Source organism: Nostoc sp., from assembly GCF_036917095.1.
In the GTDB taxonomy this organism is placed as follows: Bacteria; Cyanobacteriota; Cyanobacteriia; order Cyanobacteriales; family Nostocaceae; genus Nostoc.
Genome location: NZ_JBALFH010000014.1, coordinates 21,389 through 46,126 on the forward strand (window position 1 = coordinate 21,389; position 24,738 = coordinate 46,126).

The 24,738-nt window shown below is 42.3% G+C and carries 16 protein-coding genes and 1 CRISPR repeat array (1 of these 17 running past the window's edge); of the genes, 6 read left to right on the top strand and 10 right to left on the bottom strand.

Annotated elements, in window-relative coordinates; genetic code table 11:
- Window positions 1-5: direct repeats of the CRISPR family, unit length 37 nt (it extends 317 nt beyond the left edge of the window).
- A gap of 477 nt (window positions 6-482) precedes the next feature.
- The 3 genes from V7L01_RS02985 to V7L01_RS02995 all read right to left on the bottom strand — a co-directional run bounded on the left by V7L01_RS02985 (window position 483) and on the right by V7L01_RS02995 (window position 1,678).
- Window positions 483-806 (bottom strand): hypothetical protein, encoded by a 324-nt coding sequence (locus V7L01_RS02985; protein WP_094328612.1) that lies wholly within the window; start codon window positions 804-806, stop codon window positions 483-485.
- A gap of 173 nt (window positions 807-979) precedes the next feature.
- Complete coding sequence (locus V7L01_RS02990; protein WP_012407782.1) at window positions 980-1,159, bottom strand: chlorophyll a/b-binding protein; 180 nt, start codon at window positions 1,157-1,159, stop codon at window positions 980-982.
- Between the two features lie 228 nt (window positions 1,160-1,387).
- Window positions 1,388-1,678, bottom strand: a complete 291-nt coding sequence (locus V7L01_RS02995) for a hypothetical protein (RefSeq protein WP_335031782.1) — start codon at window positions 1,676-1,678, stop codon at window positions 1,388-1,390.
- A gap of 21 nt (window positions 1,679-1,699) precedes the next feature.
- Between V7L01_RS02995 and V7L01_RS03000 the strand changes: the two genes are divergently transcribed.
- On the top strand, window positions 1,700-1,906 hold the full coding sequence (locus V7L01_RS03000) for a GmrSD restriction endonuclease domain-containing protein (RefSeq protein WP_442936931.1): 207 nt from the start codon (window positions 1,700-1,702) through the stop codon (window positions 1,904-1,906).
- A gap of 156 nt (window positions 1,907-2,062) precedes the next feature.
- Here the strand turns inward: V7L01_RS03000 and V7L01_RS03005 are convergent, their stop codons facing one another.
- A complete protein-coding gene (locus tag V7L01_RS03005) occupies window positions 2,063-4,546 on the bottom strand; it encodes a VIT domain-containing protein (RefSeq protein ID WP_335031784.1) in 2,484 nt (827 codons plus the stop codon).
- Between the two features lie 325 nt (window positions 4,547-4,871).
- On the opposite strand from V7L01_RS03005, the gene V7L01_RS03010 reads away from it, so the two are divergent.
- From V7L01_RS03010 to V7L01_RS03020, 3 genes are all read left to right on the top strand, one after another.
- Entirely contained in the window at window positions 4,872-6,032 is a 1,161-nt protein-coding gene (locus V7L01_RS03010) for a hypothetical protein (RefSeq protein WP_335031786.1), read from the top strand.
- Window positions 6,033-6,099: 67 nt separating this feature from the next.
- Window positions 6,100-6,444 (top strand): hypothetical protein, encoded by a 345-nt coding sequence (locus V7L01_RS03015; RefSeq protein ID WP_335032168.1) that lies wholly within the window; start codon window positions 6,100-6,102, stop codon window positions 6,442-6,444.
- A gap of 5 nt (window positions 6,445-6,449) precedes the next feature.
- Window positions 6,450-7,970 carry an NB-ARC domain-containing protein gene (locus V7L01_RS03020; protein WP_335031788.1) on the top strand — a complete coding sequence of 507 codons (1,521 nt, stop codon included), beginning with the start codon at window positions 6,450-6,452 and terminating at the stop codon, window positions 7,968-7,970.
- A 375-nt stretch (window positions 7,971-8,345) separates the two neighbouring features.
- On the opposite strand, the gene V7L01_RS03025 is transcribed toward V7L01_RS03020, so the two are convergent.
- The 4 genes from V7L01_RS03025 to V7L01_RS03040 form a co-directional block, all read right to left on the bottom strand.
- Window positions 8,346-9,932, bottom strand: coding sequence for an alkaline phosphatase D family protein (locus V7L01_RS03025; RefSeq protein ID WP_335031790.1), 1,587 nt, complete (start codon window positions 9,930-9,932; stop codon window positions 8,346-8,348).
- A 216-nt stretch (window positions 9,933-10,148) separates the two neighbouring features.
- Entirely contained in the window at window positions 10,149-10,706 is a 558-nt protein-coding gene (locus tag V7L01_RS03030) for a PEP-CTERM sorting domain-containing protein (protein WP_335031792.1), read from the bottom strand.
- A 609-nt stretch (window positions 10,707-11,315) separates the two neighbouring features.
- Complete coding sequence (locus V7L01_RS03035) at window positions 11,316-14,618, bottom strand: type 2 lanthipeptide synthetase LanM family protein (RefSeq protein ID WP_335031794.1); 3,303 nt, start codon at window positions 14,616-14,618, stop codon at window positions 11,316-11,318.
- A 415-nt stretch (window positions 14,619-15,033) separates the two neighbouring features.
- Window positions 15,034-15,324: a Nif11-like leader peptide family RiPP precursor gene (locus V7L01_RS03040; protein WP_335031796.1), complete on the bottom strand. Its 291-nt coding sequence runs from the start codon at window positions 15,322-15,324 to the stop codon at window positions 15,034-15,036.
- Window positions 15,325-15,679: 355 nt separating this feature from the next.
- Here V7L01_RS03040 and V7L01_RS03045 point away from each other — a divergent pair, with 355 nt between their 5' ends.
- A complete protein-coding gene (locus V7L01_RS03045; RefSeq protein ID WP_335031798.1) occupies window positions 15,680-21,379 on the top strand; it encodes a PAS domain S-box protein in 5,700 nt (1,899 codons plus the stop codon).
- A 240-nt stretch (window positions 21,380-21,619) separates the two neighbouring features.
- Here the strand turns inward: V7L01_RS03045 and V7L01_RS03050 are convergent, their stop codons facing one another.
- Both V7L01_RS03050 and V7L01_RS03055 read right to left on the bottom strand, forming a co-directional pair.
- Complete coding sequence (locus V7L01_RS03050; protein WP_335031800.1) at window positions 21,620-22,102, bottom strand: hypothetical protein; 483 nt, start codon at window positions 22,100-22,102, stop codon at window positions 21,620-21,622.
- Between the two features lie 110 nt (window positions 22,103-22,212).
- A complete protein-coding gene (locus V7L01_RS03055; RefSeq protein WP_335031802.1) occupies window positions 22,213-22,773 on the bottom strand; it encodes a hypothetical protein in 561 nt (186 codons plus the stop codon).
- Between the two features lie 378 nt (window positions 22,774-23,151).
- Here V7L01_RS03055 and V7L01_RS03060 point away from each other — a divergent pair, with 378 nt between their 5' ends.
- Window positions 23,152-24,732, top strand: a complete 1,581-nt coding sequence (locus V7L01_RS03060) for a hybrid sensor histidine kinase/response regulator (RefSeq protein WP_335031804.1) — start codon at window positions 23,152-23,154, stop codon at window positions 24,730-24,732.
- Window positions 24,733-24,738: the final 6 nt, after the last annotated feature.

Genomic DNA, 24,738 nt, shown 5'->3' on the forward strand with positions numbered 1-24,738 from the left:
GCAATCGCTGGCTTCTGAAAGCCTTGCCTTATTTGATTTTCAAGGTTCGGTTGCGCGAATGCAGAAATCATAACATGAGGAGTTGTAATTTGGCTAGAGGCAAATGGCTGAAAACTAGTCCCCATAAGGTGCGCGGATGGTTTAGAAATGCTAGCGCTCTCAAACTCTTGCATATAAGGCAATTCAGGCATTTTTGTAGCCATCCCCTCCTCAACACCTACCCATCCGCGCATTTAGCAAAAAAACTAATCTGATTGGAAAGCTGTTTACATTACAGCAGTTTGCAAGTAAGTGAAGTACAAAATGCAGGACTCACGCATCAGATATAAAGAGTTTCTACCTCTTGCCTCCAAATCCGTAGCTTTGTGCTTAATGCAAAAAAACTGCTGTTATAGATATCCTACTCGATTAGGTTAGCTGACTTAAGGGCGATGCCTGGTTTGGGCTACAGCTACGCAATACCAGCACCCCCATGACCAACTTTATTTGGCAACGTCTTCAAAGTCTGTTATCGCACAAGCAAACTCCCTAAAAGCTGTTTTAATTAGAACCTCTTTCGTTCCCCTTTCCAGCGAAGAATTGCGTATGAGGTCTGTTAATTCTATGAACAGTAGAGAAAACATAAAACGATCTTGACGGTCAACTTGTTTCAAGCAAGACGATATAAACTGATAAAGCTCTGTTTTTCTAGGTTTGGTTTGTTCTTCCCATATTTGTAACCCAAGCCGAAAAGTTCTCAAACGGATTTCATTACTGTTGAAGGACGCGTCTTTGTAGCGGACTGATACGCGTTGGGGTATTTCCATGAGTTTTAGCTATACATATTCAATGTAAAGTAATTATTCACTTATATTTTGGCTTAACCGGAAAAATCTGATATTTTGCACCAATCCCAACAACCGCCATCGCTTAGAAACGAATTACTTGCGTAGGCTGAGAGTTAAGGGGCGCACAGCCGTGCGCCCCTCCTAGCATTAATTTAGAGGATGCCCCAGAAATGGAGTAAGCCTTGACCAGAAAAAGCTTCAATCAAAATGGCAGATAGAAAACCAATCATCGCAAGACGACCGTTCCAATTTTCACTCTGAGGAGTGAAGCCAAAACGCACAGCATTAGGATCTTCTGAAACAATAGGCGCAGGATTCTTAAAACCTGTCATGAGTAAAACTCCAAAGTTCAAGTTTTGTAGCAGTTGTAACTGTCTGTAAAGTAATGTAACAGATGTTTAAAAAAATGCAACATTGAGTGAATAAAGAAAAGCTAAAGAAAAATCTGCTCGACATTCTTTCATTTCCATTCACCTTGTAGTGTAAAAGCTGCCCAATAATAAGGTGTGGCATATTTCTATCTGGACTGCCCGCAATGATGCTTGCTGTTGAGAATGCCATTAAGAAAGTGCTTTTTGCTGTTGCCCTAAATCTGAGTAGATTTTGCCAAGGTGAGCAACGGTGAAAGCTTCTGATGAGCGTAGGCTTTGCCCACTGTAGGTATCGCCCACCTTCCGATATAGTGAAAGTGCTTGTTCAAATTTTGCGATCGCCTGTAGCAAAGATTCTGCTGTTCCTTGCTCATATAGTTGCTTTCCTTGTTTATATGCAAGTTCAGCAGCAGCAAGAGTTGCATCATTTGTCTGCGTCATCTGTGCAATATTTACCGGATACTGCCTCGCAGTTGCCACATTTGATATCGCATAGGTAATTTGGCGTTACTCTCTCGAAACAAGAATGCTGAGGCGCAAAACTACGATTTTGATAAAAAGCAAGAAAAGTATTTTATTAGCAAAAAGGGTATTTCTCCTTTTGTGCTGACAACCCAAGTTTTACAACAATCTGAATGGACTCCAGCAGTTATCAAGCAGCGACAAGAAGATTGTTTGGAAAACCTGAGAAAAATATGGCGCCTGTAAGTGCGATCGCTAATGTTATAAGTTAGGTTGACGCTACCAAACGCAATATATATCTTCGATACGGTACGAAAAGGCATTTTAAAACCTATACCAAAAGAGCGATCGCCAACAGTCTACCGCAGGCGATCGCTTTGCACTATATTGATAAAGGAGCGATTACGGTTGAATCCGAAGTGTTAACAGCACAGTACTGGTGAGGGACTGGGAGGGTAGCCAAGCTAAAAGCGATCGCCTCATTAATTCAATCACTGTCTGTTCCTTCAGGGATGAAGCCTGCTCATCCAGTAGCAACTGTCTCACCCGTCCCTGGCTAAGTTGGAATTCAAATACCAAATCACCACCAAAACCTCTAGGGAGTTGAATTGATTGCAAGTATTGAGTCAGCAGAGAAATCATTTCCTGATTCAATCCCGTCAGGCTGACAACCTGTAAACGAGGCACAGAAGATTCTTCTTTGCGTAAAACTTTTAAATCTTCCAATTGTGGCATTGCTCTTTCGGGAACTGATAACAGGCTATCAAGATTACTAAAGCCATCATCATCTGCAAATCCGATTTCTGGCTCTGATGCTGGAATATCGAATTCCATCGCTAATGACTCCATTTCTTCAAACCGTTGTATCGGTTTTGCTGGTGCAGACATTGGGGATGGTGGTGGTAATACAGACATTGGAGATGGCAAGGGTGGTGCAGATTGTTTCTTCGCCTGCTGGCGACTGCTTACCATTCCACCCCCAGGAGCAGCACCAAAACTTAGGTTACTAAAAATACCTTCATGGCTGATTGCTTCAGGTATTTCTATAGGTACTTGCACAGATATATAATCTTGGTTGGGATTGACTCTGATATCATCGCTGACGGCAACAAAAGCGGTATATTGCGATAACAGTTGATAAGTCAGAGCCGTATCTGTCACTGCTTCCACACCTTTTTTTGTGTCTCCACTCACCATTTGATTCATTAAATCCTTGATGCGGGAACGTCCCCAAAGTTGAGCGATTGCAGGATTACCTGTTTGGGGAAAATTCAGGTGAAAACTGTGCTGATAACGCCTACCACCCGCAGCAATGCCAGTAACGTGCAACTTTCCAGAATGCGCGTCTGGTTTGCGTCCAAATAGCACTAAAGGTTGCTCTGCAAATAAATCTGGTGGTGTCGAGGGATACATGATTGGAGATTCTCCATCACCCTCCCATTGCAATTGAATGTTGGCGAGGACAGGATTATTGATTTGGCGGAAAAATTTTTCTACCACCTCATCTACAGGTTCATCGTGACGAATAATCCGAGCAATACCCCGTCCTAATTCTGCAATCCGATTGAGTAAGAAACGATTCACCGAACTACCTGCACCAAAGCTATGAAGGCGGGTTCCTGGCTGGAGACGCTGTTTAACTTCTGCTAAAATTTGGTTTTCGTTGCCGATATAACCATCAGTTAGTAAAACAATATTTCGCAAGCGTCCCGGATTTGTGGCTTTTAAATTTAAGACGGTGCGAATACCGCCTAACATCTCTGTTCCACCGCCAGCGTTTAAGCGATTGATATAGTTAATTGCTAATAACCGATTTGCAGAAGTATTGGGGAGAGGAACGGGTGAGAGTTGCTGTGTGGTATCGGAAAAATCAATAATGCTAAAGGTATCGTCGGGATTGAGTCCATTGATAAAACGACGCATCAATTCCTGACATTGCATCAGTGGTTCGCCACTTTGAGAACCGGAGGAGTCGATGAGAAACACCATATCTTTGGCGACAATCTCATCAGGACGATACTCAAAGGCGGGAATCAGGTATAACGCGAAGTGTCCACCCCGTTCATCAGCTTGAGTCAGCGTGGTTGTTTGGATGTTATTACTGGCAACTTGATAGCGTAAAATTAGGTCTTTGTTGGGTATGGTGTCTCCACCTCCTAATTTGACATTTACCAACTGTCCTTCACGGATGATTTGGATTTGGTGAGAGGGTGAGTTAATATCCTGAATCTCAACGCTAGCATTAATTTCTATGGTGACATTAATATCATGACTTGAGCGCATTCCTGCTGGCAAAATGGGAGCATTTAAGCGGGAAGCATCTGGAACTAAATCGGTATCTTGATTTTGAGTCATGGGTGCAATAGCTGAACCACCCCCGACTGCATCTTCTGCGATGGTGATTCCAGGAATGTAACGGGGGCCAACAACCATTGGGAAGACAAATTCGTAATTTCCCCCCTCAAATTTTAGGCTGTCGCTGTAGCGAATAATCACATCAATTTGTTCGCCTGGTTTGATGTTTGCCAGGGATTGGGTGAAAATATTGTCTCGTTCTTGTTCGAGGAGTCCGGCTGTCTGTCCTTGTTTTCTGGCTTGTTCGTAGATAGCTACAGCTTCTTGACGTTTTTTAATGCTGCCTTGAATTGTGCGATCGCCTATGCGAATCAGCATATCATCAACGGCGGCTTCATCGGGTAAGGGGAAAATATAAACGGCTTCTAGGGTTGTGGTAAAGGGATTTTCAAAGCTTTGGGTAACTTCCACCCGTGAGATATTACCAGCGATTTTGGCTTTTACTTCGGTGTGTTTGAGGGGAAAGGCAATCTGTTGGCTGGAGTTTTGCAGATATAAGCCAGTGGGTTGCTGTTCTAGGGTTTGAGTCATAATCTTTACCTGACGCTTTTGTTTGCTGTCTCTAGCGTAGGTGCGTTTTTCTGGGAAATATGCTCAGTTTTATGCTCAGTTATTGGCTCAGTGATGGGTTTAGTGCTAGATTAGGGCGAAAATCGATATTTGACTAGGAAATGTACTACTATCATGGTTGTAATATAAAATTACTATTTTATTGTTGAAAAAACTTCAAACCATAAGTTCCGTCTAACAACAACTTAAGCCTCAGTATATTTACCAAAAATAAAGCCTGATGCTAATATACTATTGATTTGTTAGTATATTGGTTCTTTAAGCCAGTAAGAACAAAACTTATAGCATGATTAATATCTTTTATTCTTGGCAATCCGACTTACCATCCTCTTCAAACCGCAACTTTATCGAATCTACTTTAAAAAAAGCTATCGAATCTCTTAAGAAAGGAAGTGAAGATATACGAATTGAGATGCGTGTAGATACTGCTACATCTGCACTGTCTGGTTCTCCAGATATTGCTGCTTCAATTTTTGATAAGATATCACACAGCCAAATATTTATATGTGATGTTAGCATAATCAATAAGTATCCATCTATGATAGATAAATTAATTAGATGGTTCACTAAACGCTCCACAAGACTCACACCAAATCCTAATGTATTGATCGAATTAGGCTATGCATCTCACAATCTTGGTTGGGACAGAGTAATTTGTGTTTTGAATACTGCACAGGGACGCGTCGAAGATTTACCATTTGACATTCGCAATAGACGAATGTGTACTTATTATTATCAAAACGATAGCGATAGCAATAGTAAAGAAAAAGTTAAAAAGCAGTTAGTGGGAACTTTTAAATCGGCTCTTATAGATATAATCGATAAATCAGAGAATGTTAGTAAAAATATCGAATTAGTCAATGTTATTATAGCTGAAAAATTTTGTGAGTCAGTTAACTATCTTGGATTTTTTCTCAATTATTTCCTTTCTGGTGAGTTAGGTGATGATCTTGCAGAAAAGGTAGTTAATAGTAGTATCTGCACCATAACAATGAGTTATGACGAGGCTTCTATCAACTCTATAGTTGATATTTTTGTGAATAAGAAATTGGAAGAAATATCGAATTGTGTCTCAAATTCAGGAGATAGACTATCTTGGGAAGAGTTTTTTATCTCAGCCTTGACAAGAATATACAAAGAATGTGAGAATCTTTTGCTAAAATATGGTGGCAAAGGCGATCATAATTTAATCTATAAATTAGAAAAAATTAAAGATTTTTCTAGTGGTATAGTAGCTGCTACAAACAGTAAAAATTCATCATATATGAAAGAAACATATTCTGATTATATGAGGCAAAAAGTATATGCAGAAGATTGGCTGAAGCCCTATTTTTTAGAGATCGTGGAACTTCGTATATTTGCAATTCAATATCTTGATTACTCTAATACTGATGTCAAAGTACAACCTAAAGTTTTGCCAGGTGAGAAATTGAAGAATCGGCAATAATAAACAAACAACAGAAATTGTAGCTTTTTAAAATTGGACAAATTAAAACAAGATAGTGGTAAATAAAATAAATTTAACCTACATAAAAGGAAACCTATTTCCAGTTATAAAAATAATATCAATAGTAGCGATCGCAACTGCAATAGGCTTAGAACTATGGAATATTCAAGCATTAACAACTAACAATCATCTACCTAGTATCTTAAATCCAGTTTTGATAATAGCTCACTTGGCATTGTCGGCTCATTTCGTTGAAGCAATAATTGCCGCTTGTTATGCACCTGCGAAAAACCATCAGCCAATCCAATATGGGATTTATACTTTTTTTGTGGGTACAATTGGTTTATTAGAATTGTTTGAAAATCATTCCCAGATTCCCGATTTATCTAAGAAGTTGGAATCTAAGCCATAGATGTTATGTCAAACTCGCTGAAAGCATCAACAGCAGGACTAGCAATTGTAGACAAATCCCGTCAACGTCTAGGTTGGACAAAAACTAGCACCGCGCGTTGGTGGCAAGATGCCCATACCTCTAGAGCTACTTTACGCCGATTTTGGCAAGGCGATCGCATTCAGCGAGAAATCTTCATCGCTATCTGTCAAGCTGTTGGTATTGTCAACTGGGAAGCGATCGCAGAATTATCCAATGCAGACTTAGAATATACTGTAGTTATCCCCACACCTTACTTAGATTGCAATGAAGCACCCGATGTCGAAAGCTTCTATGGACGAAATCAGGAATTGGCACAATTAGAAGAATGGCTCACCAGCCAAAACTGTAAATTAGTCACCATTAATGGTATTGCTGGTATTGGTAAAACCGCCCTAGCACTGGCTTTAGTAGACCGCATTCAGTCAAAATTTGATTGTTTAATTTGGAAGTCTCTGCAAACTTCCCCATCTCTCATTTCCCTACTTAATAGCCTACTAAACTCATTTGAGCAACGCGTTGTGCAGAATATTCAACAAGGTACGGCACAACTTATACAGCAGTTACAAAAACGTCACTGTCTGTTGATATTGGATGGATTAGAAGCTATTTTCTCGCACTCAGAAAACCTCAGCTATGGTCAATTTATCCAACAATTAAGTCGAGAACGGCATCAAAGTTGTATTCTGATTAGCAGCCGCGAACAACCAAAGAATATCGAAATTAATCCCAAAATATCTCGCTGTTTAAATCTCAAAGGCTTGCAAAAAATAGAGGCTGTAGAATTATTGCAATCAAGGGGATTTACAGGCAAAGAACTAGGCTTATCAGTATTAATTCAGCTTTATCGCGGTAATCCCTTGGCGCTGAAACTGGTAACACCCTTGATTCAGTCTGTATTTGGGGGGAATGTTGCTGCTTTTTTGAGTCAGCATACTTTAATTGTAGGCGATCGCTTGCGTGTAATTCTCAAACAGCAATTTGAGCAACTTTCCGGCTTAGAGCAAGATATTCTCTACTGGTTGGCTATTTGGCAAGAACCTGTCTCATTCTCTCGATTACAAACCCATCTGCTGATATCTGTTGACCCAGCAATGGTTTTAGAGGGCATTGTAGCCTTAGAAAGGCGATCGCTTTTAGAAAAATGGGTCAGCGATTATGAACCCTCATTTACATTGCAACCCCTAGTAATGAAAGTGGTTACAGATGAATTGGTAGAACATACCGCTCAAGAGATCGATCGAGTTGTGCAGAGTCATGATATTCGTCATTTTCAGATATTGCGAACCCATTGGTTGCTACGACCGGGTACTGACGATATTGCAGGCGATCGCATTTTAACTCAACTTTGGAAAAAGCTCTGGCACTTGTATGGTGCAACTCTTCCACAAATACTTAATCAGATTCTGTTGTTATTAAAGGGTCAATCGCCTTTAGCAATGGGTTACATTGGCGGCAATTTAGCCATCCTCTCAGGAATAGACTCCTTAGAGACTTCCGAAGATTGAAGGAGGCAGTAGGTTCCTCTTAGAACGGGTCTGAATCCCCTTCTCTACGAGACGCTGCGCGTAGCTTGCTTCCACGTTCGCGTAGCGTCCCGTAGGGAAGTGGCACGGCATTAGCAACGCTATGAGCGAGTCCGCCAGCGTCGGGCCAATACGGTTCGGTTAAGGCAAGAGACGCAATAAATCGCCGAATCAGTCCTTTGTAGAGACGGCGATTTATCGCGTCTTTACTTTACGATTAGCGGCGTGTCATCAAAAAACCTTATCCGAACCGTATTGAGCGTCGGGCAGTTTTCCTCCTGCCTTCCTTGATAAACACTAATGATTTACCTGTTTCTATCTATGATTGTCTGGTTGTGTTACCTGGGAATTAAACCATTAACCTTGTTGTATTCCTGGATTACCATCTTCAACCACAAATGAAGCCCGTTTACTAATCGTGCCATTTGGGGTTGTGACGTTTGACAAAACCAAATAGTCTGTCTTCCAAGTTGTAGGAGTCAGCCCACAGCGAACATACCCCCGTTGACCGTTGAAGAACTTAATGTGTGGGTTTTCAGGTAAGTAAGCTTGAACATTTGGGCTAGTATCTGCCCCATCTCCACCAGAGGTTATTGAGGTACAGACGAATTCACTGCCCACCGTAGCAGATTCTGGGTTATTAAAGTCAGCCTTTAAATTTATTGCCCAGTTGGAATGGATATCGCCTGTTAAGACTACTGGATTAGATGGTTTACGCTGTTCTAAGAAACGCATGAGGCGATCGCGCGAAGCCACATAACCATCCCACTTATCCATACTGTAGGTTTCGCCAGGCCCTGCTTTTGTGTCTATCTGAGCAACTATAACTTGCTGTGCCAAAACGTTCCACTTAGCCTGTGAGCGATCTAAACCATCATATAGCCAATCTTCCTGACGCTTACCAGTAATGGTTCCATTGGGATCTTCTCCACAAGGACGTTGTTTAGTACCATCACCACAGGGCTGATCGGTGCGATATTGACGGGTATCTAAGACATGGAAGGTGGCTAAGTTACCAAAGGAAAGCCGACGGTAAAGTTGCATATCGGGGCCAACGGGACGCGAAAAGGGGCGCAGTGGCATGTGTTCGTAGTAAGCCTGATAAGCAACAGCCCGCCGTTGGAGGAAGGTTGCCCGATCCTGATCTGGTTCAGTATCAATTTCTGAAATATCGTTGGCGTAGTTGTTTTCTACTTCGTGGTCATCCCAGGTAACAATCCAAGGAAATGCTGCATGGGCTGCTTGCAGATTGGTATCGGTTTTATAAAGGGCGTGACGGTTGCGGTAATCTTCTAAAGTCAAAATTTCTGTACTATTGTGCTTTCTGGGGCGATTGTTTGAGATTCCTCCTTCGTAGATGTAATCGCCAACATGCACTACTAGATCGAGGTCGTCTTGAGCTAAATATTTGTAAGCAGTATAGTACCCCTGCTCATAGTGTTGGCAAGAAACAAGGGCAAAGTTCAATTTGTTCAAATAGCTATTTGCTAAAGGTGCTGTCCGAGTGCGACCAATAGGGCTAGCATCTTGACCGACAAGGAACCGATACCAGTACCAAGTATCAGATTGCAATCCTTCTACTACAACTCGCACTGAGTGAGCTAATTCTGGGGTTGCAAGTACCGTACCTCTAGATACAATGCGCCTCATATCAGAATCAGTTGCTACTTCCCAGCGAATTGGCACATTCACAGGTGGCATTCCACCCCCCTCTAAGGGTTCAGGCGCGAGACGAGTCCAAATCACTACACTGGTGGAATCGGGATCGCCCGATGCGACACCCAAGGTAAAAGGATAATTGGAAAATCTGCTTGTGGCGATCGCTCTTTGATGAGAAAATTGGTTAGCGATCGCTAAACCAGATAATGCTCCTGCCCCAATAATTAAATTGCGTCGTTTCATTCGATTGTGCAGGAACTGCTCAAAATTCTGGTAATCTACCATTTTCTACTCCCGACTAACACGTAAGTTAAAGTACAGCAACAGCTAACACGAAGAAAGCAGGGTAATCGCAGGCAAACTTCCTAACTAATTCCCTTACCAAAATCAGGTTTTAATTCCCAAATTTTCGCTTAGTATCCATGTGTTAGATGTTGTTTTGCCATATAAAATCCTACTAATAAGAAATTAATCTTTGGCAAAGGAATCGTTAACATCAACTTAACCAAGGTTAGATTTTATTTTCATTGACGCTACCTTTCTGTTCATTATCCAGCCAAAACCACAAGCAAAGAGAGCGCCAACTAAAGGTGTAGGTTCAGGTACTTGTGTATACGAAACTTTCCCTGATATAGGTGCAGCATCTGGAGAAGTTCTAGAGAAAATTGTAAAATCCTCACCAATAATTTCGTAACTGATAGAACTAGAAGGATTAAATTTGTCGTTGAACAGATAATCTAATGCAAAAGATGTTTGTCCTGTTAAAGATGTAGTCGAAAAGACAAGAGGAAAATTTGGGTAATTGCTATCATCTTGTTTAGTGTAAACGTTAGAGTCACCGTCAAATTGGAAAGAGAAGGAATTAATGGTGGCTACGGGAATAACTTCATTGCTGAAAGTTGAGTCATCAAAGCTAAAAAAGCCATTACCCTTAGATAGCGGACTATCAACGGTGAAAGCGTAATTAATAATTGCAGCAGATACAGATTTTGCATCTACAGCAACAAAACCTAAACTAAGACTAGCAGCAGCAAGTACTAATTGTGGAACTAATTTCATCTGATTTTCCTCATCATAAACTGCTGTAAACAATGCACACCTAATAAAGGTCTAGAAATAGTTTTTCCTAAATTACTTTCCAAAATAGTATTTATCACTGATTAAGACAGCGAGCAAAACCAGTAATTTTTACCTATTTAAGAAAAACAAATAAGTCTCCAAGTAATTGGATTCAACCTATTTTATAATCAGGAGTTTAAGCAGACTTTAATCAAAGGTAAAAATAAAATAAATTGTCGGTTAACGAATTCTTTGTCGTGTTTCCAACTTAATCTCGTTCCAGCTTGCTTGGATGTAATTGCTGTATAAAATAATTTTTAGCCAAAGCTATGAAGGAAATACCAAAAATAAGCGACCCGAAGTCACAGCTACATAGACAAAACGGGAGCATCCCTCGTTGGCGAAAACATCAAATAGCGAGTGTTCCGTTGAGGTAGGCACAACGAACAGAAAGTACTGAATTAACGTTTTCAACTATCCTTAACTCAACCGTATTGGAATTAGTCTTAACCTGTAACATACCCTATTAACGTCTAGTGAGGTAATAGGGTATGAGTGGCCAAAACGATTTTTGCATATCACTTGGCACTCAGGATGCCAATAACAAGCTCAATCCCACAATAATATTGAAGGCAAGTTATTGTTAGCCAGACGCAGCAATTGATAACCAATTCCAGATATACCGGGTAAAAAGCCAGGATTAAATACAGAATTGGGTAAGTTGGGGAACAGTTGATAAGCTCCAGTTCGCTTGGCTCTAGCCACAACATTTGTTGCATTCTGGCGAGCAATTTGATGCCAATCAGGACGGGAACAGATTTTTGCACCGACTAACAGCACTTCCGCCCTACCAAAGTTACCACAGCATAAGTGATCGATCGCCTGTAAGCCAAAATTCTGAGTAGTTTGGAGAGCAATTTCAATTTCTTGTTGAATTTCCGGCGTTTCCACGATTCTCAAACTGCCTAAGCGTCCCAAACCAATGCCGGCTGCACCATGACACCACTTATTTGCAAAGTCAGGTTGTCCTGGTTGTCCCATTCTGCGGAAGTCGGGCCAGTTGGCGGTGGACTGGCAAAAGACGCTACGCTCATACTCAATTCCTGCTAAACCTGCTTCTAAGTACTTGCCCTCCAAGGTGGCGGCATAAAGTCTGAGTAAGGCATAGGAGATACCTGCGGCTCCATGAGAGAAGCCAGTTAAGGGCTTGTCCCAATAAGTATGCCAAGCTTTGGGCGCACCATTGTAGCTAACTTGACGGTTGATTAAATGTTGTCCACAGGCGATCGCTTTTTCTAAAACGGTTGCTTCTCCTGTGGCTTGATGCAGGGACAATAAACCTAAAATTGCCCCAGCTGCTCCGCTCATAATATCCAAGTGTTCGTCGGCAGCAATTAGTTCTGGTGTCATCAAATTGGCTAATACTTGAGCGTCTGACAACAGCGTTGCATCGTTGAGGAATTGACTAATTTTCACCAGGCTATAGATCGTTGACCCTAAACCTGTTGCACCCCCAACGCCCATGAAACGAGCCATGCGTTCCCAAGTTTCGGGATCGATGGTGTGGATTTGGCGACGCAGAGATTGTACTGTTCTAAATGCTAAATCGCGGTAACGGGAATCACCAGTTACTTGACTGAGTGCAGCTAAAAACAAAGCAACTCCAGAGCGTCCGTCAGAGAGACAATTGTTCAATACTTGCAGTTGATATCGTTCGGCGCGAGGCACAAAGTCTAAGCCAATCCAGTTAACGCTGCCATCAGAGTCAGAAATGGCTCTGGTTTCCAGTTGAGTGGCGATTTCCTTGGCTTCAGCAATCAATTGTTCTGAACTCAGCAACGGTAACGATTCGCCTTGCCATTGCCCACCTTGGCGGCTGGAGGTGGTTGCAATCTTGGCATCGAAAGAGCCTTGAATAATCGCTACTTGTCGAGCTAAGTCGGTTTCATCTAGAGATTGTAACTGGTTTAGCAAATCTTGATAACTGGATTGCTTGAAGTAGTTGGGAATGGAAGAAGAACCGTTTAAACTCAGTTCATCAACCACCGCGCTAGCCGTGAAGAAGGGAATATCTAATTGTTCCATCGCTCGAAGTTCTGCGCTCAAAACAGGAAAGGCGTTCGGTCTATTTTGAGCAACTAGAAAAGCACGGCTGAGAACATCGAGTTGAATGCTGTAATCTACCCCATGTTTGAGGTAATCGGGTGCTAAAGCTTTTTGGAGGATGATGCCATAGATGCGGGTGTTGCGGAAGATAAAGCGCACCTGCTGATTTTGCATAGCAGATAGCAAACTTTGGCGTGAAAGTAAGAAATCTTTGTGTGCCATCAAAAAGCGATACATCTGCTCAAACCCAGTGGTGATTTCTAGTTGATAATCGTTTGGAGACAGAGCCGTTTCACCCAAGAACGGCACATTTTTCCCAATCGGCAAGGTTACAGGTTCAGACAACAGGTGCATATTATCTGTATTAATGTTCTGCCAACGCGGCACTTTACGGGGAGATAGCCGGGGATCTGTGCTGCCTAGGCCGCTAATATCATAAGCGACACTGCGATCGCCACTAAAGTCCCAACGCGGTAAAAGTCCGGTGCGGAGTACGGAATCCCAAAATTGTTGTGTGGCGGTTGTTTCTAAATCTTGGGTAAGTGGTGAGTCTTCAATGAGATTCGGTTCGTGGTGCAGCAGCGTTTCCATGTCAATCAGCACCAGATGTTCGCCATTGGCAATTAAGTTTTCGTAATGGCAATCTGTGGCTCTGAGGGCGTAAAGTACACACAACAACATCCCAGAACGCTGATAGAATCGTTTCGCAGCTGCTTCATCAACACAAGGCAACTGTTCAACATGTTCTACCCAACCATAACCGTTGCGTTCAAGTACTTGAATGACTTTAAAATCTAAAAGATTGCTGTGTTGATTGCACCAATCCAAAAATTGGTTAAAGACAACTTCTAGTCCTAAATCTTTGGGTTTATAAACAAGTTTCAGTCCAGACTCAAAGGTGAGCAAAATCACCGTTTGTCCGCGTTTATGCGGGTCGGAAAGGGATGTTTTAATTTCAACAACTTTGTTTTGAGAAAATGGGGCGATCGCTTCATCAAAAGTTCGTTGAATATCTGTCTTATCTGCAACTAAACGTTCGAGAAATTCAGCAGTGAACTCAACCCAAAAATTGACTGCTGTTGCCACTAACCGACCGAGAACTGGATACTTCTGGAAGAAGGTCAGCATTCCATCTTCTAGGAGTTGCTTGACGAACTTGGTGTAGTGAGTGTTATTGTTTTCTGTTTCCAGTCCTAGTAAGCCGAGCAAGTTTTGACCAAAGGGACGCACCTGAGAAAATTCAAAATCTAATGTCTTAGTGCAAATTCCTGCTAATCGTTGCAGTAGACCGCGTTCTAGAGAACTGTAAGCGTTGTGGGAAAGAATCGATAAGGGAAGACATTCTTGGGTGAATTGACTGCCGCAGCGAGTCAGTAATTGCTGTCTGGCTACCAAGATAGCAGGCAAAAGGATATCTTCAAAGGCGATCGGATTTTGTGAATCGATTGGTAGAAATACTTCGGTTGCAGAATTGAATCCTGTAGCGGTTTGGATGATTTGCTGCAAGGTTTCTGCCCACTCAGGCAAAGGTCGATCGGCAAGTAACTCGATGGTTCCCAATTTGGAACTAACAGTATCGAGGTCTAGCCCTTCCCACTGTAAGCGTTTGTGCAACGTATCCAACTTACCTTCTGCTGCAACTTCGCACCAGCGATGTCTACGACGGTTAATTTCTTGTTCGTTGACTCGATCGACTGCAAATCTGCTTTCATCAAGACGTTCCCAGATAAAGCTAGCATTGGCAGCGATCGCCCTTAAATCATCTAATGTTTTCTGTGGGGATAAGCGAACAACTTGTTGAACCATAGCTGGATTTCTCATAGTGGGAAGTATTAATCGTTAAAAAGACAAAAAATTAGTTTCAAATTTATTGATTAGAAATATGAAAACAATAGACCTCTTGCAAAAGTTCCCTAACACCCCACCCCCAGCCCCTCCCCGCGTGCGGAGAGGGGAGACTTTGACGTAAGTCAAAGGCGGGGTGGGGTTCTTTTTTTGATTTATGCAAGAAGTCTAATCAAATTCCCTCTTTCCCTTGATTAAAAGAACAAAGAGGGAATTTGTTATGTAGCATGTCTTTGGGCGTTGAACCTCAGTATCAGGTATGGAAATTATCCAAATTAAAATATTGGAGATGTTGAATCTAAAAAGCTGTTTTAGAAAAGCAACCTGACCTGTGGTGGTTACAATGCCAAAGAGAAACAGAAGCTACATACCGTTTTTAGCAGCAGCCTGCGTGTCCGCCACCACAGCTAGCTGTATGACATAGCTTGGCTGCACTATCAGCCATCATTCCACCACTAACACTAAGTAATTCTTCTTCACTCAGTTCGTTGGAATCTACAAAGGTTAGTTCTGCCAGCATTTGAGAAATTGCTTCAACTGTGAAGTTATAACCTTTCTCTGCACTAGCGATCGCTATCACTTTGATGGCTTCTGCTTGGTTAGCTGCTGCTTTTATTTGCTGTTGTAATTGTGCGTTTTGTAGCAATTCTTTAATTTGGTGTAGCATACGTTTCTTCTCCGTTTTGGTTGACTTATTCATCCAGCAGAGATTGTGCGCTTATCTTGGGCGGTGTTCTCTGCTTTTCTGATTTGAATTTAGAAAGAAATAGGGGAGAACTAGGGGAGATAGTTACAATTGCGGAAAAATTTTTCTGCACGGATTAATTGGAGGATTGAGAATTAGGTATTAGTTATTTCTACTGCTGTCCTCTGGTTTTTATAATGTTAATATCTGCGTATTTGCCGTAATATTTAAAGCCAATATGTAGTTTTGCTGTAGTTAAATATCCTAACGCTCGACTAAAGATACAATCGCTATACAAAATTGATTTATTTATGTAGGAGATATTAAGGAGTTGGTGATGAGCGCTAAACAATTGGAGCAGGTGAAGCAATTGCAAGCTACCCTCACCAAAATGGAAGTAACATTAGGTGCGATCGCTGATGCTGTAGTCTGGGTAGGAGAAGACCGATGCATCCAATGGTGCAATCCTAGCTTTGAGCGTTTGGTAAATCAACTCCACAACACTGTCTATGGTGCGAAGTTAACTGACTTGCTACCCCTAGCACAAGCAGGACAATCAGTTGCTTTACCAGCCTATCCTGATTTGCGGATACTCAATGGTGAGTACGAAACAGCAAATTATCAGTTCCAGCAGGGTGAGCAGACTTTAACACTAGAAATTTCCGGTACCTGTACCGGACTTGACGATCGATGTGCAATACTGGTGATTCGGGATATCACGCTGGCGAAACAAACTCAAGAATCTTTGCAAGAGATTGAGGAGCGTTTGCAGACATTAATTAACGCTACACCTGATATTATCTGTTTAAAAGATGGCGAGGGAAAATGGTTACTATCAAACCAGGCTAACCTAGAATTTTTACAGCTAGAAGGCGTTAATTATCAAGGTAAAACAGACTCAGAATTAGCAGAATTTAGCAATTTTTATCACGATGCTTTGCTCAACTGCGACAAAACAGATGAACAAGCTTGGCAGTTGGGATGTGTGCATCGGGTAGAAGAAATTATACCTCGACCTGATGGGACGGTGAGCAGTGTAGATATGATTAAAGCTCCCCTATTTCACCAGGATGGTAGACGCAAAGCTCTGGTGGTTTTAGGGCGGGATTTGAGCGAACGCAAACAAACTCAAGTAGCTTTAGAAAACTCTTTGTCTCTGTTAAACGCGATCTTTGAATCGATTCAAGACGGTATCTTAGTAGTCGATAGCTTAAGTAATATCACTAGTTATAACCAAAAGTTCTTAGAAATGTGGTCAATTCCACCAGAACTTTTGACAGAACCAGATCATCCTCAACGGTTGGCGTATCTGGCAAACCAGCTAAAAGAACCGGATGTGTTTTTGCAACGAGTCCGAGAATTATACTCACAACCTGAAGTAGTTAGTTACGACTCATTAGAATTGCGCGATGGCAGAGTATTTGAGCGCTATTCCTGTCCTCAGCGTATCGGCGAACAGATTATTGGTAGAGTGTGGAGTTTCCGCGACATCACGCAACGCCAAAAAGCAGAAGAAGCACTGCGACAAAGTGAGCTACAATATCGCAGTATTTTTGAAGCAATCAATGATGGACTATTTATTACTGAAATAGAAACTGAAAAAGTCGCCGAAGTTAATCCTGCGGCTTGTCAAATGCACGGTTACTCTTATGAAGAATTTATCACGTTACATCCATCTACCTACATTCATCCAGACTCACATTCTGTTTTTTTAGACTTTCTTGAAACAACGCAATCTGGTGGGCAATTTTATGGGACAGCAGTTGATATTTGCAAAGATGGCACTTTGATAAATGTGGAAGTTAAAGGGACAACTTGCATTTACAACGGTAAGCCGCACGTTTTAGCAATAGTGCGCGATACTACTGCTCGCAAACGCACTGAGGAAGCCTTGCGTCAAAGCGAAGTTCAGTATCGGGATTTAGTACAAACAGCCAACTGCATCATTTTGCGTTGGGACGGGAACGGCGACATCATATTTTTAAATGATTACGGTCAAAGGATTTTTGGTTTCGATTTAGATGAAATTATCGGGCGTAATGTTATTGGCACAATTGTTCCAGAAACCGAAACTTCTGGACGCGACTTACAGATGTTAATGGTTGATATTTGTCAACACCCAGACAACTATTTATTCAACGAAAATGAAAACTTATGCCAAAATGGCGATCGCGTCTGGATAGTCTGGGCAAATAAACCTATTTTAGATGCACAAGGAAACTTAATCGAAATACTTTCAGTAGGTACTGATGCCACAGAACGCAAACGCGCCCAACAAGCCCTCCAGGAAAGTGAGTTAAAGTTCCGTACTATCATCGAAAATGCCAACGATCTGATATTTATCCTCTCGCCAGAGGGAATTTTTACTTATCACTCGCCGAATGTGACTGCAATTATGGGTTACAGCTTGGAAGAAATTGAAGGTCATTCGGTGGTGGAGTTTACCAAGCCGGAAGATTTGGCAATTAGCGTTGCCGCCTTACAAAGGGCTTTAACTGGCGAAAAGCTGACTGATATTGAGGTGCGATTGCGACACAAAGATAATAGCTGGCGATGGTTTAACTTTAACACTTCCACAATCAACACTCCCAACGGTGAAATTGCGATCGCTGGTGTGGGACGCGATATTACAGAACGCAAGCAAGCAGAAGAAGCTTTGCGTCGTAGTGAAATGAAATACCGCAACATCTTTGAAAATTCCCAAGTGGGAATTTTCCGCACCTGCCAAAAAGATGGATTGATTATCGATGCTAATCAACGCGGTGCCGAGATATTAGGTTTTACCTCTGCTGCTGACTTAATTGGCAAGTATTTCACAACTGACTTATATATCAATCCAGACGATCGCGTGCAGATGTTAGCAGAATTAAAAAAAGACGGTGAAGTTCGTAATTTTGAAATAGCACTGCGGCGGATCGATGGTTCGGTTGTTTGGTTACTGTTGTCACTCCGCCTCAACGTCGAAGAATCCTGTCTCGATTCTGTTTTTACAGATATTAGCGAACGGCAAGCCGCGCTGCGCGAACGCAAACAGCAAGAACAGGCTTTACGCTTAATTGTTGAGGGCACAGCAGCAAAAACAGGTGATGAATTTTTCAATTCCTGCGTTCGTTACCTTGCCGAAGTATTGCAAGTTCAATATGCCCTAGTTACTGAGTTTGGTGATGAGCCAAAAACTAGAGTCCGCACTTTGGCCTTTTGGTGTGCCGGGGCTATTAACGAGAACTTGGAATATGAATTGCAGGGAACTCCTTGCGAACATACCTTGCAAGGCAAGATGTGTCACTACCCCCAAGCAGTACAAACCACTTTTCCCGAAGATGCAGATTTAGTGAAGATGAATGCCGAGAGTTTTTTTGGCGTTCCTCTAACCAGTTCATCCGGCGAAATCATCGGACATCTAGCAGTGATAGATGTCAAACCAATGAAGCCCGATCCCGGACGAGAACTAATTATTAAAATCTTTGCTGCCCGTGCTGGTGCCGAACTGGAACGCAAACAAGCAGAAGCAGCCCTACAGCAAAGTGAGTTAAAGTTTCGCACTATCGTTGAAAAAGTCAATGATGTGCTGTTTGCCATCAGTTCTGATGGAGTTTTTAACTATATTTCCCCTAATATTTTGAATACCACCGGATTTGCCCCCAGCGAAATGGAAGGTAATTCCTTGGAATTCTTTACTCATCCTGATGATGTGCCCAAATGTCAAGAAGTAGCCCAAACTATCCTTGCAACAGGTGAGGGAATTTCCGGTACTGAGTACCGAGCTAAACATCGGACTAAAGGCTGGGTTTGGCTAACTTCTAATGCAGTCCGCACACAAGATGCTCAGGGTAACTTCCAGATTGTGGGTGTAGCTCGTGATATTAGCGATCGCAAACAAGCAGAAGCAGCTTTGCAACGTCGGACTCAAGCAGAAAGTCTACTCAGTAGCATTTCTCGCCAATTTATTGACCAAAATTTAGCAACAGCAATTAATTTTACACTGCGAGCGATCGCTCAGTTTATTAGTGCCGAACACAGCTGCATCTTTGAATTATCCGAAGATCAAAGGCGATTCGACCTCATTCATGAATGGTGCGGCGAAGGTGTCGAGCCATTGATTGATGTTGCCAAAGGATCGCCTGTGGAAAGCTTTCCCTATTTTTATACTCCGATTCTGCGTGGCAACCATATACAAATCCCTTGTGTGGCAGAATTGCCAGCTGATACAGCAGAGAGAAAGCTATTTGAGGGGATGTCGTTTCAGTCTGTAGTTGCCGTACCCATGCTTCACTCTGGCAAAGTAGTTGGATTTGTCGGTACAGCGATGATTCACTTGTGTAAAACCTGGAGTCAAGAGGATCTAAATCTATTAAAGCTGGTAGGTGAAATCATTGCGATCGGTCGAGCCAGACATCAAGCAGAAGAAGCGCTGAGAATTGCCAAAGAAGCCGCCGAAACTGCCAACCGAGCCAAAAGTGCTTTCCTGGCTAACATGAGTCACGAACTCCGCACGCCTCTGAATGCGATTCTGGGTTTTTCTCAGTTAATGGAACGAGATACTAGTCTCAACCCAAACCAACGTGAATCTTTAGCTACCATTAACCGCAGTGGCGAACACTTGCTCAACTTAATTAACGATGTCCTGGAAATGTCCAAAATTGAGGCTGGACAAATCATTTTCAACCCTGAAGACTTCGACCTTTATCTGCTGTTGCAAACCTTACAAGATATGTTCCAAGTGCGGGCACAGGCAAAGCAATTATTTCTCAAATTTGAAATGGCTGCCAATCTTCCCCGTTACATCCAAACAGATGAAGGTAAACTCCGCCAAGTTCTTATTAACCTTTTGGGTAACGCCGTAAAGTTTACTCAAACAGGGGGAGTCACGTTACGAGTGAGCTTAGGGAGTGAGGAGCAGGGGAGCGGGGGAGCAGGGGAGCAGGGGAGCAGGGGAGCAGGGGAGCAGGGGAGCGGGGGAGCAGGGGAGCAGGGGAGCAGGGGAGAAGTTGGAGTAAGTCTTTCCCCTCTGCCTCTCTGCCCCTCTGCCCCTCTGCCCCTCTGCCTCTCTGCCCCTCTGCCTCTCTGCCCCTCTGCCTCTCCCCCATCTCTTCACTTTGAAGTCGAAGATACTGGACGGGGAATAGCACCAGAAGAAATGAATAACCTGTTTCAGCCTTTTGTCCAGACGACAAGCGGTATCCAAACCAAGGAGGGAACTGGACTAGGGCTGACTATCAGTCGGCAATTTGTGCGGTTACTGGGGGGCGATATTCAGTTGACGAGTAGCGTTGGGCAAGGATCTATTTTTAGTTTTGACATCCAAGTGAATTTAGCCGCAGCTTTTAAAGCTGCACCAAAGTTGAGTAAGGGGCGTGTACTCAAACTGGCAGCAGACCAACCATCCTACCGGGTTCTGGTAGTGGATGACCGCAAAGAAAACCGCGATTTAATTGTGCAACTTCTTGGTAGTATTGGCTTTGAGATTAAGGCTGCGAATAATGGACAAGAAGCGATCGCTATTTGGCAAACCTGGCAACCTCACCTAATTTGGATGGATATGCGGATGCCTGTAATGAACGGTTACGATGCAACAAAAGAGATTAGAGCCAGGGAAAAAAATATAACTACAAATCACCGCACCGTAATTATTGCCTTAACTGCCAGTGCTTTTGAAGAACAACAAGCAAGTATCTTAGCCGCAGGTTGCGACGACTTGGTTCGTAAGCCATTCCGAGAGCAGGTGATTTTTGAAAAGATAGCTGAATATTTGCAGGTGCGTTATGTTTACGCAGAAGAAAGCCGTGAAGAAGCAACAGATAACAACCTAGAAAATATTCAATTTTCCATCTTGGATCTTCGCTCTGCAATTACTATTATGCCTAGTCAATGGGTAACAGAACTTAATCAAGCAGCCGTTGAAGTCGATGCTGAAAGGATTTTCCAACTAATTGAGCAAATTCCGCAAACTCATTCTGCTTTTGCAGAAAAATTGGCAAATTTAGTCCGCCGCTTCTGCTTCGATGAAATTATTGGTCTAACGGATGATAATTCGTAATTAATTAAGTTAGATTTAATTAGCGATCGCAATTTTAACTTTAAAACTTTTTTGGCAAATCAAAAGTAGAAATGGGAAAAAGTAATACCAATTGGAAAAAAGAATGCGACAAATAGACCATTTGTAGAGACGCGATTCATCGCGTCTTTACCCAAAGATGTGTTGCAATCATTAATTGAACTGGTATAAGCGTTTAATTTATATTGTTGCAGTCCCTACAAATTAAACGCTTAGAGTTGATTAATTTGTGGCTAAAGCTGGTTCTGCCAAAAAATATTTCAGATTTTCTTGCTGAGTGGCAAATTTCAAATACTGAGATGCCATTTCTGGTGTTAATAGTTCTATCATTAATCTATTTTCCACCCAGAACTCAATCACATCAAAGAAAGAATCGCGGTTACAGCGCACTACACGCCAACCTTCACGGACACCGATTTGTTCAATTTCTTTCTGACTAATAGGTACAGAAATAGCTGCATGAATATCTGTATACATAGATGTAATTGCAGTATGCACAAATACGCATTCTTCATCATTTTCACCAGGTTCAATTTGAGAGCCTAAAGGATAAAGTTCAATGGCTGTACCGTATTCATCAAAAGGTATAACCATATAGCTTCCTGGGTTAGGAGGAAAGGGAACAGCTTGCGCTTTTAAGATTTCTGCCAGAACTTGAGCAACATGGCTAGGATTTTTAACAGCAATTGAAATATGGTGAATCATGGGATAACCTCAGTTCGATATTTTGTAGATTAGAAAACAATCGGGGAGAACTAGGGGAAGCAAGGAAAGGTGGGGAGAGAAAAATGTTTAACTCTTGAATGCTTATTAGCTTATTGAAGTCGCCCGTAATGACTTCGACCCTTACCATCGGCAGTCTCAAGCACCAGAACTTGCTGCCCGTATTCGTTCGTCTCAACCGACCACTTGTAAGTCTCCGGCTTTGCTGTATTGTGGCTGGAATAGGTGCGCCCGCTATTGCAGATTTGCCCTTTGGATGTGCTGTCACTAGGTTGGAAAGTAAGGCGTTGACCCTCAATCTTAACTTTGCCTTTTTCCTCTATGAAGAGGTTAGACGCACAGTTGTAAGTGTTGATTTGAAGTAGCCTATTCCGCTTGTAATTTCCGTTAGATGCGAGTTGAAATTGATCGCTTGAACCATTTGGGGCTGCTGACTGCCCTGTGTAGCTGTCTTGGTATTGGATGGACGAGATTCGACCATACCGCCACTCGCCTTGGAGTTCGGTAGGCACTCCAGTGTCGTTTTTACCCGCCTGACTCGCGCTTGGGTAAAAAACAAGGCTCGCGGTGAGGCCCAAACTCAGGGCACTAGAAGCGAAAAGGCGGACAGCTTTTGGGATGGAATAGAGTTGGTTGTTTGTTGTTGGGTACATTTGGCTTTTGTAGAAATAGATTTATTTACCAACTAAAGCGATTTAGAACGCGAAGTTTTCGTGTTTATATATAGCCGTTAACAGTAGAGCGCACAGCTAGCTATGCACTGCATCCAAACGAAATGTTCCCGCAATAAATTGCAATCCATATTTGTTCAAAACAGATTGCACTTTTTCCATGTTTAACGATGAGCTATCTGCTACTTGACCCATTTCTTCTTTGATTTGATGTTTTTAAGATTAGAAATTAATCGGGGAGAACTAGGGGAGATAAATGGGTAATTGATATTTTTTTGTAACTGATTATTAAGACATGGAACTAAGGTTAAAATCTCTAGAAAGGATTAGTAGCCTATTCTGGCTAAAGCCGATATTGCCATGCCTAAAGAGCCACTCAACTTGCCAAAAGCAGACATACTGGTGATTGATGACACGCCAGAAAACCTGAACCTCCTATCTGCCATGCTGACGGAACAGGGATACAAAGTTCGCAGCGTAACTAAAGGTTCTACGGGGTTACGGGGAGCAAATGCAGTTCCCCCCGATCTGATTTTGTTGGATGTGAATATGCCGGAGATGAATGGTTATGAAGTCTGCCAACATCTGAAGGCAAGCGATCGCACCCGCGAAATTCCGGTAATTTTTATCAGCGCTTTGGGTGATGTGCTGGATAAAGTGAAGGCGTTTGCAGTTGGTGGAGTGGACTATATAACTAAGCCTTTTCAACTAGAAGAGGTTTTAGCACGAATTGAAAATCACTTGATGATTTGGAAACTGCAACAACAACTCCAAGCCCAAAATGAGCGGTTGCAGCAGGAAATTCACGACCGTGCCAAAGCAGAAGAGAAGTTTGCTAAAGTTTTTCGCTCTAGTCCCAACCCAATTGCGATCGCCACCATTTCAGAAGCACGCTTTATTGATGTCAATCCTAGTTTCTTGAAGATGAGCGGCTATTGTTTAGAGGAAGTGATTGGACACACTGTTACTGAACTTAATTTAGATAAGGATGCAGTAGCGATGTCTGACGACAAGCCGCGTAGCGTCTACGCCCAGACCATCCAACTTTTATCTGATACTGGGCCACTCTATAATCAGGAATTTGAATTTTCTACCAAGTCTGGAGAGGTCTTGACCATACTGCTATCTATGGAATTGATTGACCTGAGTGGGGTGCAATGCGCTTTATTGATTGCCAACGACATCACCGAACGTAAACGCTTGGAAAATGAGTTTATCTCTCTAGTTAGTCACGAATTACGTACACCTTTAACCTCTACAATGGGAGCGTTAGATTTGTTGGGTGCAGGACAATTAGGAACTCTAACTGAACAGGGACAAAAAGTTCTGAGCATTGCTACTACTAATACTGAACGGCTGATCCGATTGATAAATGATATTCTCGATTTAGAGCGGATGAAATCAGTCAAAATTTTCATGCAGCAGGTGAAGTGCAACGCTGCTGACCTGCTGATTATGGCAACAGAAACAATGCAGGCAATGGCAGATAAATTGCAAGTTAAACTGATTGTCCGCCCTCTAGCAATTGAACTTTGGGCAGACCCCGATCGCATACTACAAACTCTGACCAACTTAATAAGTAACGCTATCAAGTTTTCTGAACCAGGTGATTCCGTGTGGATAAGTGCCACACTCGCAGAACACAAGGATGTTGAATTGGGAGAAAATGACCATGCTTCAACACAAGGCACTCCATTACCCAGTTTCCTGCTGATTAGTATTCGAGATGAAGGGCGAGGAATTCCTAAAGATAAATTACAAATAATCTTCGAGCGCTTTCAGCAGGTAGATGCATCAGACTCCCGCAACAAAGGAGGAACAGGTTTAGGATTGCCTATTTGCCGAAATATTGTCCAGCAACATGACGGTAAAATCTGGGTTGAGAGCATTTTGGGTGAAGGTAGCACGTTTTATGTACTGTTACCTTTGGCAGCTTTCTAATAAATA

What these genes read in the sequence shown, in the direction of transcription:
- V7L01_RS02985 (WP_094328612.1), bottom strand. Translation starts at nt 806, where the DNA reads ATGGAAATACCCCAACGCGTATCAGTCCGCTACAAAGACGCGTCCTTC.
- V7L01_RS03035 (WP_335031794.1), bottom strand. Translation starts at nt 14,618, where the DNA reads ATGGTTCAACAAGTTGTTCGCTTATCCCCACAGAAAACATTAGATGAT.
- V7L01_RS03060 (WP_335031804.1), top strand. Translation starts at nt 23,152, where the DNA reads ATGCCTAAAGAGCCACTCAACTTGCCAAAAGCAGACATACTGGTGATT.
- V7L01_RS03055 (WP_335031802.1), bottom strand. Translation starts at nt 22,773, where the DNA reads ATGTACCCAACAACAAACAACCAACTCTATTCCATCCCAAAAGCTGTC.
- V7L01_RS03025 (WP_335031790.1), bottom strand. Translation starts at nt 9,932, where the DNA reads ATGGTAGATTACCAGAATTTTGAGCAGTTCCTGCACAATCGAATGAAA.
- V7L01_RS03045 (WP_335031798.1), top strand. Translation starts at nt 15,680, where the DNA reads ATGAGCGCTAAACAATTGGAGCAGGTGAAGCAATTGCAAGCTACCCTC.
- V7L01_RS03020 (WP_335031788.1), top strand. Translation starts at nt 6,450, where the DNA reads ATGTCAAACTCGCTGAAAGCATCAACAGCAGGACTAGCAATTGTAGAC.
- V7L01_RS03030 (WP_335031792.1), bottom strand. Translation starts at nt 10,706, where the DNA reads ATGAAATTAGTTCCACAATTAGTACTTGCTGCTGCTAGTCTTAGTTTA.
- V7L01_RS03005 (WP_335031784.1), bottom strand. Translation starts at nt 4,546, where the DNA reads ATGACTCAAACCCTAGAACAGCAACCCACTGGCTTATATCTGCAAAAC.
- V7L01_RS03050 (WP_335031800.1), bottom strand. Translation starts at nt 22,102, where the DNA reads ATGATTCACCATATTTCAATTGCTGTTAAAAATCCTAGCCATGTTGCT.
- V7L01_RS03010 (WP_335031786.1), top strand. Translation starts at nt 4,872, where the DNA reads ATGATTAATATCTTTTATTCTTGGCAATCCGACTTACCATCCTCTTCA.
- V7L01_RS02990 (WP_012407782.1), bottom strand. Translation starts at nt 1,159, where the DNA reads ATGACAGGTTTTAAGAATCCTGCGCCTATTGTTTCAGAAGATCCTAAT.
- V7L01_RS03040 (WP_335031796.1), bottom strand. Translation starts at nt 15,324, where the DNA reads ATGCTACACCAAATTAAAGAATTGCTACAAAACGCACAATTACAACAG.